Genomic DNA, 13465 nt, shown 5'->3' with positions numbered 1-13465 from the left:
ATAAGGAACGGCCAAGGAGCGGTGAAACACCCAATCCCCGGCCGGCCCCCGGACGGCAATCCGGACCGAACCCCGGCGGCCCTTCTGCGTCCGCATGAGGATTTCCCGTAAGGAATGCATGACAGAACCGGAAATGGATCACGACAAGACCGTCGGCCGGAACGGCAAGCGGGAGATGGACCCCACAACGGCGACGAACGTGAGTGAGAGGAACGGCGGTCGCACAACGGCCTGAACATCATGTGGCTTGATCAATTCCGGATTCGTCTCGTACCCGACTCCGGTCGCCGAACGGAGTAGCGCGGATCGCACGCTTGGAGTCGGACAAAACGGGACGTTCGGGCCTCGCCGAGGGGCTCCGGATGCGTGTAACGTACGCGTTTCACCCCGCCCGCAGAGCCGCTCCGACCTGCGAATACCCTGTTCCGTTCGCCGTCCGAAGCACGTTCCTGTTGCTGTTGTCAAGCCCCGAGATATGCCCTGACCTGCGAAAACGCCATTCAGAAGACGCCGTATCCGTGTTACCCTGGATAGCCACGGAAGGGGTACCTGTCACATGACGTTCAAGGTTGGCGACACCGTGGTCTATCCCCATCACGGGGCCGCGCTGATCGAGGCCATCGAAACTCGCCAGATCAAAGGCGTGGACAAGACCTACTTGGTGCTGAAGGTCGCCCAGGGCGACCTGACGGTGCGTGTGCCAGCGGACAATGCGGAGTTCGTCGGCGTGCGTGATGTGGTCGGTCAGGACGGGCTGGACCGGGTCTTCGAGGTGCTGCGCGCGCCGTATGCCGAGGAGCCCACGAACTGGTCCCGTCGTTACAAGGCAAATCTGGAGAAGCTCGCCTCCGGCGACGTCATCAAGGTCGCGGAAGTCGTGCGTGACCTGTGGCGCCGGGAGCGCGAGCGCGGACTCTCCGCCGGTGAGAAGCGGATGCTCGCCAAGGCCCGCCAGATTCTGGTGAGCGAGCTCGCCCTCGCGGAGAACACGAACGAGGACAAGGCCGAGGCCCTGCTCGACGAGGTACTCGCGTCCTGACGCAGGCGGAAACCCGCTCAGCGCTTTGAAATGCCGCGGTGCCCGATGACGCACACAGCAGTCGCCGGGCGCTGCGGCATGTTCGTATCCGGAAAGTACCCGCATACGTGAGCCGTACGCCGTCGGGAATGGCCCGATACTGGCGTGCCGGGCCCGGGCAGCTGGCTCGACCAGGTGTCACGGAAGGGTCCGGTCGGGGCTCGCGCCCGGCACTTCCCCGAGCTCTGGATTTGACCCGAGCTTGGGGCACCCTCCAGGCCATACCCACGCACACCGAGTACACAAACCTGACAGGAACCGATGTCTGACGAATCGCGCCCTTCGCCGTCCAGGGCCGGTACGGCGGCCGTGATTCCGGCCGCCGGCCGCGGCGTACGCCTCGGCCCGGGCGCCCCCAAGGCGCTGCGTGCCCTGAACGGCACGCCCATGCTCATCCACGCGGTACGCGCCATGGCCGCGTCCCGCTCCGTCTCCCTGGTCGTCGTGGTGGCACCGCCCGACGGTGCCGCCGAGGTCAAGACGCTCCTCGACGCCCACACCCTGCTGCCCGGGGGCGCCACCGCCGGAAGTACCGACTTCCTCGTCGTGCCCGGTGGCGACACGCGCCAGGAATCGGTCAGGTTCGGCCTGGACGCGCTGCCCCCCGGCTTCGACATCGTGCTGGTGCACGACGCGGCCCGGCCGCTGGTCCCCGTGGACACGGTGGACGCCGTCATCGAGGCCGTACGGGACGGGGCCCCCGCCGTCGTACCGGCGCTGCCCCTCGCCGACACCGTCAAGCAGGTGGAACCCGCGTCCGAGCCCGGCGGGCCGGAGGCCGTGGTCGCCACCCCGGACCGGTCGCGGCTGCGAGCGGTCCAGACCCCGCAGGGCTTCGACCGCGCCGCGCTCGTCCGCGCCCACGAGACGGTCACCGACGACGTCACGGACGACGCCAGCATGGTGGAGCAGCTGGGACTGCGGGTCGTCACGGTCCCCGGGCACGAGGAGGCCTTCAAGGTCACCCGCCCCCTCGACCTGGTCCTCGCCGAGGCGGTCCTGGCCCGCAGGAGGCTGAACGATGGCTTCTGAGACCGGGGCCTCCATGCCCATGGCGCTGCTGCCCCAGGTCGGCATCGGCACCGACATCCACGCCTTCGAGGACGGCCGCGAGCTGTGGTGCGCGGGACTGAAGTGGGAGGGCGAGGGTCCCGGGCTGGCCGGCCACTCCGACGCCGACGTCGTCGCGCACGCCGCGTGCAACGCGCTGTTCTCGGCCGCCGGACTCGGTGATCTGGGACAGCACTTCGGCACCGGCCGCCCCGAGTGGACCGGCGCGTCGGGCGTCACGCTGCTGACCGAGGCCGCCCGCATCGTCCGCGACGCCGGTTTCACCGTCGGCAACATCGCGGTGCAGGTCGTCGGTCCCCGCCCGAAGATCGGCAAGCGCCGGGACGAGGCGCAGAAGATCCTGTCCGAGGCGGCGGGAGCACCCGTGTCGGTGTCCGGCGCCACCACGGACGGCCTGGGCTTCCCGGGACGGGACGAGGGCCTGATGGCGGTCGCGACGGCACTCGTCGTCCGTACGGCCTGAAACCGCGTTCGCCCGCACCGAGGTCACGAATGTGTGCCCCTTGACCGGGAGGTCACGGGGCACTGCCCGCCGCCCACTACCCTGGAGTGGTGACTATTCGCCTGTACGACACCGGTGCCCGGCAGATCCGTGATTTCGTCCCGCTGCGGCCGGGGTGTGTCTCGATCTACCTGTGTGGCGCGACCGTGCAGGCCCCGCCGCACATCGGCCACATCCGGTCCGGGCTGAACTTCGACATCATGCGCCGCTGGTTCGACCACCGCGGCTACGAGGTGACGTTCGTCCGGAACGTGACCGACATCGACGACAAGATCATCGCCAAGTCGGCCGGCCAGGGCCGCCCCTGGTGGTCCATCGGCTACGAGAACGAGCGCGCCTTCAACGCGGGATACGACGCGCTCGGCTGCCTGCCGCCCACCTACGAGCCGCGGGCGACCGGCCATGTGCCGGAGATGATCGAGATGATGCGCGGACTCATCGAGCGCGGACACGCCTACGAGGCCGACGGCAACGTCTACTTCGACGTCAGCTCCTTCCCGGAGTACCTCCGCCTGTCCAACCAGGAGTTGGAGAACCTGCTCCAGCCCTCCGGCGAGGGCGAGACCGGCAAGCGCGACCCCCGCGACTTCGCCATGTGGAAGGCGGCCAAGCCCGGCGAGCCCAGCTGGGAGACGCCCTGGGGCCGGGGCCGCCCGGGCTGGCACCTGGAGTGCTCCGCGATGGCCCACAAGTACCTGGGCAGCGCGTTCGACATCCACGGCGGCGGACTCGACCTGATCTTCCCGCACCACGAGAACGAGATCGCCCAGGCCAAGGCGTACGGCGACGACTTCGCCACCTACTGGGTGCACAACGCCTGGGTGACGATGAGCGGCGAGAAGATGTCCAAGTCGCTGGGCAACTCGGTCCTCGTGTCCGAGATGTGCAAGCGCTGGCGGCCCATCGTGCTGCGCTACTACCTGGGCACCCCGCACTACCGGTCGATGATCGAGTACAGCGAGGAGGCCCTGCGCGAGGCCGAGGCGGCGTTCGCCCGCATCGAGGGCTTCGTGCAGCGGGCGGGAGAGCTGGCCGGGCACCCGGTGGAACCGGCCGCCGAAGTGCCGCTCGCCTTCGCCGAGGCCATGGACGACGACCTGGGCGTACCGCAGGCGATCGCGGTGGTGCACACCACGGTCCGGCAGGGCAACAGCGCGCTGGCCGCCGACGACAAGGAGGCCGCCGTCGCCCGGCTGGCCGAGGTCCGTGCCATGCTCGGCGTGCTGGGCCTGGACCCGCTCGACGAGCACTGGGCCGGCGAGAGCGAGAGCGGCGAGGACCTCCACGGGGTGGTCGACACCCTGGTGGGCCTGGTGCTCCAGCAGCGCGAGGCGGCCCGGGCCCGCAAGGACTGGGCCACCGCGGACGCCATCCGCGACCAGCTGGGCCAGTCCGGCCTGGTCATCGAGGACGGCCCGCAGGGACCGCGCTGGACCCTCGGCCCGCGCTGAGCCCTGCGCGGCGGCCGTGTCTTCTTGATCGAGTGTGCCGCCCGGGACTCCGGGCGGCACACTGCAAGGGCGACACCGCGACAGACGACGGCCGGCACACGGCCGGCAGACGACAGACGTACGTACGAACGCTTCACACAGACAGGTGGGTCATGGCCGCTAACAACCGCCGCATGTCCGGCAAGAAGGGCGCGCAGGTCGGCAGTGGCGGCCAGCGGCGCCGGGGCCTCGAGGGCAAGGGACCGACCCCGCCCGCCGAGATGCGCAAGGGCCACGCCAAGCAGCGCGCCGCCCAGTCCAAGGCCCGCCGCGCGCAGGGCCGCACGACGCCGAAGGGCCGGGGCGGCAGGTCCGCCGCCGAGCTGGTCGTCGGACGCAACCCCGTCGTCGAGGCGCTGCGCGAGGGCGTGCCCGCCTCCACGCTCTACGTCCAGCAGTTCATCGACAACGACGAGCGGGTCCGCGAAGCCCTCCAGCTCGCCGGCGAGCGCGGCGGCATCAACCTCATGGAGGCCCCGCGCCCGGAGCTCGACCGGATGACGAACGGCCTCAACCACCAGGGCCTCGTCCTCCAGGTTCCGCCGTACGAGTACGCGCACCCCGAGGACCTCGCGAACGCCGCGTACGACGCGGGCGAGGACCCGCTGATCGTCGCCCTCGACGGGGTGACCGACCCGCGCAACCTCGGTGCCGTCGTCCGCTCCGTCTCCGCCTTCGGCGGCCACGGCGTGGTCGTGCCCGAGCGGCGCGCCGCCGGTATGACCGCCGGCGCCTGGAAGACCTCCGCCGGCACCGCCGCCCGTACCCCGGTCGCCCGCGCCACCAATCTCACCCGCGCCCTGGAGGCGTACAAGAAGGCCGGGATCACCGTCGTCGGCCTGGCCGCCGACGGAGAGGCCGAGGTGGGCGAGCTGGAGGCGCTCGACGGCCCCGTCGTCATCGTCGTCGGCAGCGAGGGCAAGGGCCTGTCCCGGCTCGTCGGCGAGACCTGCGACTTCCGGGTGCGGATCCCGATGCCCGGCGGCGCCGAGTCGCTCAACGCCGGCGTCGCGGCCGGAGTCGTGCTGTACGAGGCCTCCCGGCGCCGCGCCTGAGCGGCCGCCCGCCGGTGGCGCGCCACCGGCGGGCGGGCAGCCGGACGGCCGGGCATTTCGTGATGATGTTGACGCGGTCCGGACAGATCGGAAGGGCGGAGGCAGTGTCCTAACGACTCATCACTCGGTTAGATGAGTGTGGACACCAGAACACCCCGCACACCCACGGGGGACCGTTCGTCGGGATACGACGACGTTCCCGCGCTGAGCATGGTGAAGGTGCCGAGCGATCCGGCGCAGGTCATCGTCAATCACGCGAGTTTCCGCGTGCATCTGGCCGCCGCGCCGCGGACCCAGTCCCCGAGCATCGCACGGCACCTGAGCGCCACCGAGGACACCGCGCGCATGCCCGTCGTGGATGCGGCAGGGCGGCCCGGCCAGGCCGCCGATCCCCGCCGCCGGGTGCCCGTCGTCTGGAGCGGGAGGTCCGCCCCCGACGACACCGGCGCCCACCGGCTGCTGCAGGCCGTGCGGAACTCCAGCGTGGGACATGCCGCCACGGACCCGGCGGGCGACGCCAGCGCCACGCAGGTCATCCCGCGCATCGACATCGACGAACCCGGCCGGTACGGGACCGGGGCCGAGCGGGGACGCCACCGCGCCGAAGCGAACCCGTACGGTGCCGAGGAAACGCCGTACGACTCCGCGGCGGACCGCTACGGCGCCGCGAGCGACCCGTACACCGGCGAGGACGGCCGCTACGACGCCGACCTGACCGTGGACACGGTGGAGACACCGGTCGTCGGCGCCCAGCGCACCCACGACGACCACCACCTCGACGGCACCCGGCTCCTGCCCTCCATGCGCACCGTGGGCAGCGCGTACGACGAACCGGTCTACGACGACGACACGTACGACGAGCACGCGGAGCACGCCGAGGACGGGCTCGACGGACCGGGCGGCCAGCGGCACGGCGGGGATCCCGTCCGGCACGCCTACTACCCCGGCCGCCGGATGAACCTCGGCGTCGTGCTGCTGCCGCTGCGCGTCTTCCTCGGCTTCATCTCCATCTACGCCGGCATGGGCAAGCTGTGCGACCCCGTCTACTTCGACGGCGGCAAGCGCGGCTCCATGGTCAAGTGGCTCAACACCCTGCACCCGTGGGAAGTGGCCGAGCCGCTGCGGCAGTTCGCCCTGGAGCACCCCGTCGGCGCGGGCCTCGTCATCGCCTTCCTCCAGGTCATCGTCGGCGTCCTCACGATCCTCGGCCTCTGGCAGCGCGTCGCCGCCGCCGTCGGCGTCCTGCTCTCGGTCGCGCTGCTCGTCACCGTCAGCTGGAAGACCGTCCCCGCCTACGACGCCCCCGACATCATCTACCTCGCCGCATGGTCCCCGCTGATCACCGCCGGCGCCCCCGTGTACTCCGTCGACGGACGCCTCGCCGCCGGTGCCTGGCGCACCCTCGGGCCGCGCACCGACATCTGGCGGCTGCGCCGGTACGTCCTGCGCCGCGGCGCCCTCGTCACCACGGTCGTCGTCGGGCTCACCCTGCTGGTCGGCTCGCTCCTCGGCGGTGCCGTACGCGACGCCGACCGGGTCGTCGTCCCCGGCCCCGGCGAGGCCCCCCGCAACGAACTGCCCGGCTCCCCGCTCCCCGAGGAGTCCGGCCCGCGCGAGCACCGGAGCCCCGCGGCCTCCGGCGCCCCCACCCAGGGCGCCACCTCCGCCAGCCCCTCACAGGGCGCCACCAGCCCGGGCGCCACCGCGTCGGCGGGCGCCGCCACCAGCGGGCAGCCCAGCCACACCCAGGGCACCGCGGGCCAGGCCCCGCCCCAGCAGACGTCCCCGGCCCAGCAGGCCCCGAGCACCAGCTCGGGGCCGACCTCCGGCGGCGGTGGCGCCGGCGCGGCCGACGGCGCCTCGGCGGGCGCCTCCGGAAGCACCGGCTCGGGCGGCGGATCCGCCGGCTCCGGCAACAAGGACAACCTGGTGGGAGGACTCCTCGGGTAGTCCTCAGCAGGAGTACGGAGCCGGGCCCCGCGCGTGATGCGCGGGGCCCGGCTCCGTACCGGCCTGCTGGGTGCCGGCCGCGTTCCTCAACGCCCCAGGGCCGCCAGTTCCTTCGCCGCCTCCGTCAGGTCCTTCGCCGTGTCGATGGCACGCCAGTACGCCCCCTGCGGGATCGGGAAGCCGGCCAGCCGCCGCTCCCGGGCGAGCCGCGGGAAGGTGCTCCGCTCGTGGTCGCCGCGCTCCGGCAGCAGCGAGGTGAAGCCGGGGGAGAAGACATAGACGCCCGCATTGACCTCGTACGTCGTCGGCGGGGCCTCGATGAAGTCCGTGACGTGCCCGAAGCCGTCCGTCTGCACGGCGCCCCACGGGATGCGTGGGCGGGCGAGGGCGAGCGTGGCGAGGGCGTCGCGGCCGGTGTGGAAGTCCGCCATGTCGCGGAGCGAGAACCGGGTCCAGATGTCGCCGTTCGTCGCGTACCAGGGCCGGTCGGGGTGGGGAAGGTGCGCCGCCGCGTACCGCAGGCCGCCGCCGCGGCCCAGGGGCTCCGTCTCGACGACGGTCGTGACGCGAACGGGCAGATCGGCCGTCTCCAGCCACTTCTCCAGCACGTCGGCGAGATGGCCGCAGGAGACGACCACGTCGGTGACGCCCTCCTCGGCGAGCCAGGCGAGCTGGTGGCCGATGATCGGGGTGCCCGTGCCGGGGATCTCGACCATGGGCTTCGGCCGGTCGTCGGTGTACGGGCGCAGCCGCGACCCCTGGCCACCGGCCAGGACGACGGCTTGAACGGGGCGCGACGCGGCGTTCGGATCGGTCATGACCGGAACTGTACGTGGCGCCCCGTTCGCGGGAGCACGGCCCTCGGGATCGGTGCCTCGGCGGCTGCCGGGGACGGGACGGACGGGGAAACGGATGGCGGTGACGGGTGAGGGTGTCGGGGCGAGCCGGGATGTGCCCGGCGGGTGCGGGTGCGGGTGCTCAGGCGTGCTGGGCCGCCACGCCCGACGCGAAGGACGTGTCGCAGACCGGGCGGGCGTACGACTGGGCACGGGACGGGCCGTACACCTTGACGGCCGCGCGGCCGAGGGCACGGGCGATCGACGCACAGTGCTGCGCCAGCGACGGGCGCCCGTTCACCGCACGCTGAAGGTGGGTGAGGGCCGCCTCCGGGTCCTTCTCCTGGAGCTCCAGCAGCAGTTCGTCGCGCAGGACCTCGTGCTCCGTGCGGGGTCTGGCGGCGCCTGTGGTGTCCGTACCGGAGGCGGGGGCGGCGGCCTCGGCGGCGGTGGTGAGCACCGAGTCCGAGGAGTCTCCCGACCAGTTGACGTGGGTGACCGCCAGCGTCCCGGACAGCACCAGGACGACAGGGAGGACGAACGCGAGGGAGCGGCCGATCCGACGGGCGGGGCCCGGGCTGCGCCGGGTCCGTTGGGTAGTGGTGTGCTTCACGCGAGTGAGGGTAGCGCGGGGTAGTGATATGGCGACATTTGGTCACCGGTTCGGGGGATGTCGGAGTGGCCTCTCCCGGGTGACGGATTGACGCACAGGAGTCGAAATCAACGCTTTTGTCGGGGTGTTCACGGGCAGCGAAGAGGGCCCCGCAGTGGTCTGCGGGGCCCTCTTCGTCAACCTGGGTGATTTCTCCGGGACGGTCCGCCCGGATCCGGATCAGTCGGAGAGACGCTCACCGGTGGAGGTCGAGAACACGTGGGTCTCGCCCGGCCGCGGCACGACGTGCAGCGTGGAGCCCTTCTCGGGGACCGCACGGCTGCTGACGCGGACGACCAGGTCCTTGCTCTCGCCACCGACCTGGACGGAGCCGAAGACGTAGCCGTCGGCGCCGGTCTCCTCCACGACGTTGACGGAGACCTCGAGACCGGCCGGGGCGTCCGCGGAGTCCTTCGACAGGGACGAGGCGGCGGCACCGCCCAGCTCGACCACCTCGAAGTGCTCGGGGCGGACGCCGACCGTGACGGTGCGGTCGCCCTTGTCGGCGGCGGCCTGCAGCGCCTCACGGCTGACCGGGACCACGCTGTTGCCGAACTTGATGCCGCCGTCGGTGATCGGCACCTCGACCAGGTTCATGGCCGGGGAGCCGATGAACCCGGCGACGAAGAGGTTCGCCGGGCGGTCGTACATGTTGCGCGGCGAGTCGACCTGCTGGAGCAGACCGTCCTTCAGCACGGCCACCCGGTCGCCCATCGTCATGGCCTCGACCTGGTCGTGGGTGACGTACACGGTGGTGATGCCGAGGCGGCGCTGGAGCGACGCGATCTGCGTACGGGTCGAGACGCGGAGCTTGGCGTCCAGGTTGGACAGCGGCTCGTCCATGAGGAACACCTGCGGCTCACGCACGATGGCGCGGCCCATCGCGACACGCTGCCGCTGACCACCGGAGAGGGCCTTCGGCTTGCGGTCCAGGTACTCGGTCAGGTCGAGGATCTTCGCGGCCTCCTCGACCTTCTTGCGGATCTCCGCCTTGTTGACGCCGGCGATCTTGAGCGCGAAGCCCATGTTGTCGGCGACCGTCATGTGCGGGTAGAGCGCGTAGTTCTGGAACACCATGGCGATGTCCCGGTCCTTCGGCGGCAGGTGGGTGACGTCGCGGTCACCGATGCGGATGGCGCCGCCGTTGACGTCCTCGAGCCCCGCGAGCATCCGGAGCGAGGTGGACTTGCCGCAACCCGACGGGCCGACGAGAACGAGGAACTCGCCGTCCTCGATCGCGATGTCGAGCGCGTCGACGGCGGGCTTCTCGGAACCCGGGTAAACGCGGGTCGCCTTGTCGAACGTGACTGTGGCCATGGTGATGGGCCCCCTTCTACCGGCAGGAACGTGCCGGACGATCCGTTGTGGAAGGTGGTGCCACTACGGGGTGTTCCGTTGTGGTGTAGTCCATGCGGGTGGACTGGCTCAGGACCGTACCTGGCGTTCACCTGATCTGTCAGCAGTCCGGGGGCTGTGAACTTCGCGGAAACTTTCGACAGTGCCTGGCCGGGACGTGGGTACACTCGGGCATGCACGCAGGCACAAATGATGCGGGCGTGCCCATGCCTCCTTAGCTCAGCTGGTCAGAGCGCCGCTCTTGTAAAGCGAAGGTCGTCGGTTCGAATCCGACAGGGGGCTCCACGGGCCCAGGTCAGATCGCTTCTGACCTGGGCTTTTTTTATCGCCGGAGCAATAGTTCATATAGACTGGTACGGTTCGACTATGCCGCGTCGTACCCTTGACAACCCGATCGTGCTCGCCGTGCTGGGCCTCCTGCTGGAGCGGAGCTCGCACCCGCACCAGATGCTGGCCGAGCTGCGGAAGCGCAGCGACAACCACGCGGCGGCGATCACGCGGGGCACGCTCTACAACACCGTCGCCGCGCTGACCGAGGCGGGCTGGATCGCCGCGCAGGGGCGGGAGCGCTCGGGGAACCGTCCCGAGCGGACCGTCTACGCCCTCACCCGGGCGGGCCGCGACGAGCTCGTGCGGCGGCTGGACGCACAGATCCGCACCCCGCAGCGGGAGTTCTCGCAGTTCCTGGGCGCTGTCACGTACCTCGGCGCGCTGGGACCGGACGGGGCCGAGGAGGCGCTGCTCGAGCGTGCCCGGCGCCTTCAGGAGCGCACGGCCGCCGATGAGGAGCGCCTCGCCGGCGCCCTGGCGGCCGGCGTTCCCCGCCTGCACGTCATCGAGGCCGAGTACGCGCTCTCCCTCGCCCGCGCGGAGACGGCGTGGATCGATGCCGTCATCGACGACATCCGCACCGGGGCGCTGGCGTGGCCGGCCGATGCGGTGACCCCTCCCGCCCCTCCCGCCCCTCCCTCCGAACTCTTCGCACCCTCGGACCGGAAGGAATCGAGCACATGACGCCGAACGCACAGAACGGCCTGCTCTTCGGGATCTACCCCGGCGGGGTCACCGGCGACGATGCCGGGGGCCTGGCCGGTGGCCCGCCCGACGACCCGGCCCGCGTGTCGGGGGCGCTCGACGCCCTCCAGGGCCGCCCGGGCCGCCCGTTCCTGGTCCGTGCCTATGTGGGCTTCGACGACGACACCCGGCTGGGGACGCCGCACACCATCGCGACGCCGGCCGCCGCGGCCGGGTACGCGGTCCGGGGGCGCCGTCTGGACCTGGTGGCGCAGTATCAGTCCAGGGCCGCGGACGTCGACGGCTACTGCGCCTTCCTGCGCGAGCTGGTCGAGCAGTACGGCGAGGTCACCGGCACGTTGCAGGTGACGGAAGAGCCGAACGTCACGTCAAATCCCGTGCTGGACGGTTACTACCCGGCGGTGGACGAGGCGATCGTCCGCGGGGTCTTCGCGGCCAAGGCCCGTGCACGCGAACTGGGATACGGCCATCTGCGAGTCGGGTTCAACACCACCCCGCTCTTCGGGCCGTCCGCCTCCTTCGTCGACGGCCTGACCAGCCGTGGCGGGGAAGGCTTCATCGCCGACCTGGACTACGTGGGCCTGGACTTCTTCCCCGACGTCTTCCGGCCCGTCGCCGCGTCCGGCCTCGCGGAGGCCGTCGAGGGGCTGCTGCGCCACCACCGTGAGGCGGTGCTGACGCCCGCCGGTCTGGGGCATCTGCCGCTGCACATCACCGAGCACGGCTGGCCCACCGGCCCGGAGCGGCCTCCGCACCGTCAGGCCGAGGTGGTGGAGACCGTGGTGCGCGTCGTCGCGGACCACGCGGAGCGGCTCGGACTGAGCGGTTACACGCACTTCGCGCTGCGCGACGCCGACAGCGCGAATCCAGGGCTGTTCCACCAGTTCGGGCTCGTCACCGACGACTACACCCCCAAGCCCGCCTTCGAGGTCATGCGGAAGCTCGTCGAACAGTTCGCGCAGTCCGCGCGAAAAATCGGGTGAGGGCGCGTCCGGGTGCCCGTACGGTCGGTGGGGTGATCGATGTCCCGGACGAACTGGCCGCCACGCAGCACATGTTCAACGGTGAGGCCGGCCGCGCCTTCATAACCCGCCTGCCCGAGCTGGCCGCCGCCTGCCTCGACCGCTGGGACCTGCGTCTCGACGGCCCCTCCATGTACGGCATGTGCGCCCTGGTCCTGCCCGTGGTCGCCGCCGACGGCACCCCCGCCGTGCTCAAGCTGCAGCTCCTCGACGAGGAGAGCGTGGGCGAGCCGGTCGCGCTGCGGGTGTGGGACGGGGACGGGGCCGTACGGCTGCTGCGCTACGACGAGAGCGACGGTGCCCTGCTGCTCGAGCGGCTCGATCCGTCGCGGATGCTCTCGTATCTGCCGGACACCCGGGAGGCCGTGCTGCACATCGCGCGGCTGCTGGCCCGTCTCACCGCCGGGCCGGCGCCCGAGGGGATGCGGCGGCTGGGGGACATCGCGGCGGACATGCTGGACCGTACGCCTGCCGTGCTCGCCCGGATCACGGACCCGGGGGAGCGGGCGCTGGTCGCGGACTGCGCGGCGGCCGTGCGGGAGGTTCTGGGCGAGCCCGGTGACCGGTTGCTCCACTGGGACCTCCATTTCGGCAACGTCCTCGCGGCGGAGCGTGAGCCCTGGCTCGCCATCGATCCGAAGCCGCTGGCCGGTGACCCGGGATTCGAGCTGTGGCCGGCGCTGGACAACCGTTTCGAGGCGGACGAGGTGCTGTGGCGCTTCGACGCGATGACGGACGTCCTCGGGCTGGACCGGGACCGGGCGCGGGCCTGGACGCTGGGGCGGGTGCTGCAGAACGCGGTCTGGGAGGTCGAGGAGGGGCGTCCGTTGCAGCCGGACGACATGGAGATCGCGCGGCGGCTGCGGGGCAGGTAGCGAATAACCACTGGCCTGACGGTGCGGGTGCCGGGTTAGCCTGCGGCCATGATTCGCACCGCGACCCCTGCCGACGTCCCCGTCATCCACGCCATGGTCCGTGAACTCGCCGAGTACGAGAAGGCGTTGGAGGAGGCGCGGGCCACCGAGGAACAGCTGGCCGAGGCGCTGTTCGGGGAGCGGCCCGCCGCCTTCGCGCACATCGCCGAGGACGAGACGACGGGGGAGCCGGTCGGGTTCGCCCTGTGGTTCCTCAACTTCTCGACCTGGCGGGGCGTGCACGGCATCTACCTGGAGGACCTGTACGTACGGCCGTCGGCCCGGGGCGGCGGTCACGGCAGGGCGCTGCTCACCGAGCTGGCGCGGATCTGCGTGGAGCGCGGGTACGAGCGGCTGGAGTGGTCCGTGCTGGACTGGAACGCGCCGTCGATCGCCTTCTACAAGGCGCTGGGGGCGCTTCCGCAGGACGAGTGGACGGTGTACCGGCTGACCGATGACGCGCTGCGGGAGCTCGGGTCGCAGGGCTGACCTCCGACAGGGTCC

Annotated in this window: 13 protein-coding genes and 1 tRNA gene; 11 read left to right on the top strand and 3 right to left on the bottom strand. The window is 71.4% G+C overall.

The genetic code is table 11. The features are described 5' to 3' along the window. The first annotated feature begins 556 nt into the window (after positions 1-556). The 6 genes from IE242_RS06415 (at position 557) to IE242_RS06390 (ending at position 7146) form a co-directional block, all read left to right on the top strand. Positions 557-1039, top strand: coding sequence for a CarD family transcriptional regulator (locus IE242_RS06415; RefSeq protein ID WP_003953493.1), 483 nt, complete (start codon positions 557-559; stop codon positions 1037-1039). A gap of 300 nt (positions 1040-1339) precedes the next feature. Further along, positions 1340-2110, top strand: coding sequence for a 2-C-methyl-D-erythritol 4-phosphate cytidylyltransferase (gene ispD, locus IE242_RS06410; protein ID WP_189856044.1), 771 nt, complete (start codon positions 1340-1342; stop codon positions 2108-2110). Further along, positions 2100-2612: a 2-C-methyl-D-erythritol 2,4-cyclodiphosphate synthase gene (gene ispF / locus IE242_RS06405; protein WP_189856042.1), complete on the top strand. Its 513-nt coding sequence runs from the start codon at positions 2100-2102 to the stop codon at positions 2610-2612. Before ispD ends, ispF begins: the two co-directional genes overlap by 11 nt. Before the next feature lie 89 nt (positions 2613-2701). Then, positions 2702-4102: a cysteine--tRNA ligase gene (gene cysS / locus IE242_RS06400; RefSeq protein ID WP_189856039.1), complete on the top strand. Its 1401-nt coding sequence runs from the start codon at positions 2702-2704 to the stop codon at positions 4100-4102. A 152-nt stretch (positions 4103-4254) separates the two neighbouring features. Further along, positions 4255-5196 carry a 23S rRNA (guanosine(2251)-2'-O)-methyltransferase RlmB gene (gene rlmB, locus IE242_RS06395; protein WP_189856038.1) on the top strand — a complete coding sequence of 314 codons (942 nt, stop codon included), beginning with the start codon at positions 4255-4257 and terminating at the stop codon, positions 5194-5196. Between the two features lie 132 nt (positions 5197-5328). Beyond that, entirely contained in the window at positions 5329-7146 is a 1818-nt protein-coding gene (locus IE242_RS06390; protein WP_373299460.1) for a DoxX family protein, read from the top strand. Positions 7147-7232: 86 nt separating this feature from the next. Here IE242_RS06390 and IE242_RS06385 read toward each other — a convergent pair whose 3' ends face one another. The 3 genes from IE242_RS06385 to IE242_RS06375 all read right to left on the bottom strand — a co-directional run bounded on the left by IE242_RS06385 (position 7233) and on the right by IE242_RS06375 (position 9951). After that, a complete protein-coding gene (locus tag IE242_RS06385) occupies positions 7233-7964 on the bottom strand; it encodes a nucleotidyltransferase family protein (protein ID WP_189856036.1) in 732 nt (243 codons plus the stop codon). A 160-nt stretch (positions 7965-8124) separates the two neighbouring features. Continuing rightward, positions 8125-8595 (bottom strand): hypothetical protein, encoded by a 471-nt coding sequence (locus tag IE242_RS06380; RefSeq protein ID WP_189856034.1) that lies wholly within the window; start codon positions 8593-8595, stop codon positions 8125-8127. A gap of 219 nt (positions 8596-8814) precedes the next feature. Continuing rightward, on the bottom strand, positions 8815-9951 hold the full coding sequence (locus IE242_RS06375; protein WP_189856032.1) for an ABC transporter ATP-binding protein: 1137 nt from the start codon (positions 9949-9951) through the stop codon (positions 8815-8817). 247 nt (positions 9952-10198) lie between these two features. Here IE242_RS06375 and IE242_RS06370 point away from each other — a divergent pair. From IE242_RS06370 to IE242_RS06350, 5 genes are all read left to right on the top strand, one after another. Then, positions 10199-10275, top strand: a tRNA-Thr gene (locus tag IE242_RS06370). Positions 10276-10356: 81 nt separating this feature from the next. Then, positions 10357-11004 (top strand): PadR family transcriptional regulator, encoded by a 648-nt coding sequence (locus IE242_RS06365; RefSeq protein WP_189856030.1) that lies wholly within the window; start codon positions 10357-10359, stop codon positions 11002-11004. After that, the gene (locus tag IE242_RS06360) at positions 11001-12008 is read left to right on the top strand and encodes a hypothetical protein (protein WP_189856028.1); all 1008 of its coding nucleotides are present in this window, start codon (positions 11001-11003) and stop codon (positions 12006-12008) included. Before IE242_RS06365 ends, IE242_RS06360 begins: the two co-directional genes overlap by 4 nt. Positions 12009-12079: 71 nt before the next feature. Next, complete coding sequence (locus IE242_RS06355; protein WP_189856484.1) at positions 12080-12922, top strand: aminoglycoside phosphotransferase family protein; 843 nt, start codon at positions 12080-12082, stop codon at positions 12920-12922. A gap of 48 nt (positions 12923-12970) precedes the next feature. After that, complete coding sequence (locus IE242_RS06350) at positions 12971-13450, top strand: GNAT family N-acetyltransferase (RefSeq protein ID WP_189856026.1); 480 nt, start codon at positions 12971-12973, stop codon at positions 13448-13450. Positions 13451-13465: the final 15 nt, after the last annotated feature.

The sequence above is a fragment of the Streptomyces poonensis genome (assembly GCF_014650915.1).
Taxonomy (GTDB): domain Bacteria; phylum Actinomycetota; class Actinomycetes; order Streptomycetales; family Streptomycetaceae; genus Streptomyces; species Streptomyces poonensis.
Note: the sequence above shows the minus strand (reverse complement) of the source record. Positions and strands in the feature narration are given on the sequence as shown.

What these genes read in the sequence shown, in the direction of transcription:
- IE242_RS06415 (WP_003953493.1), top strand. Translation starts at nt 557, where the DNA reads ATGACGTTCAAGGTTGGCGACACCGTGGTCTATCCCCATCACGGGGCC.
- ispD (WP_189856044.1), top strand. Translation starts at nt 1,340, where the DNA reads ATGTCTGACGAATCGCGCCCTTCGCCGTCCAGGGCCGGTACGGCGGCC.
- ispF (WP_189856042.1), top strand. Translation starts at nt 2,100, where the DNA reads ATGGCTTCTGAGACCGGGGCCTCCATGCCCATGGCGCTGCTGCCCCAG.
- rlmB (WP_189856038.1), top strand. Translation starts at nt 4,255, where the DNA reads ATGGCCGCTAACAACCGCCGCATGTCCGGCAAGAAGGGCGCGCAGGTC.
- IE242_RS06390 (WP_373299460.1), top strand. Translation starts at nt 5,329, where the DNA reads ATGAGTGTGGACACCAGAACACCCCGCACACCCACGGGGGACCGTTCG.
- IE242_RS06385 (WP_189856036.1), bottom strand. Translation starts at nt 7,964, where the DNA reads ATGACCGATCCGAACGCCGCGTCGCGCCCCGTTCAAGCCGTCGTCCTG.
- IE242_RS06375 (WP_189856032.1), bottom strand. Translation starts at nt 9,951, where the DNA reads ATGGCCACAGTCACGTTCGACAAGGCGACCCGCGTTTACCCGGGTTCC.
- IE242_RS06365 (WP_189856030.1), top strand. Translation starts at nt 10,357, where the DNA reads ATGCCGCGTCGTACCCTTGACAACCCGATCGTGCTCGCCGTGCTGGGC.
- IE242_RS06360 (WP_189856028.1), top strand. Translation starts at nt 11,001, where the DNA reads ATGACGCCGAACGCACAGAACGGCCTGCTCTTCGGGATCTACCCCGGC.
- IE242_RS06355 (WP_189856484.1), top strand. Translation starts at nt 12,080, where the DNA reads ATGTTCAACGGTGAGGCCGGCCGCGCCTTCATAACCCGCCTGCCCGAG.
- IE242_RS06350 (WP_189856026.1), top strand. Translation starts at nt 12,971, where the DNA reads ATGATTCGCACCGCGACCCCTGCCGACGTCCCCGTCATCCACGCCATG.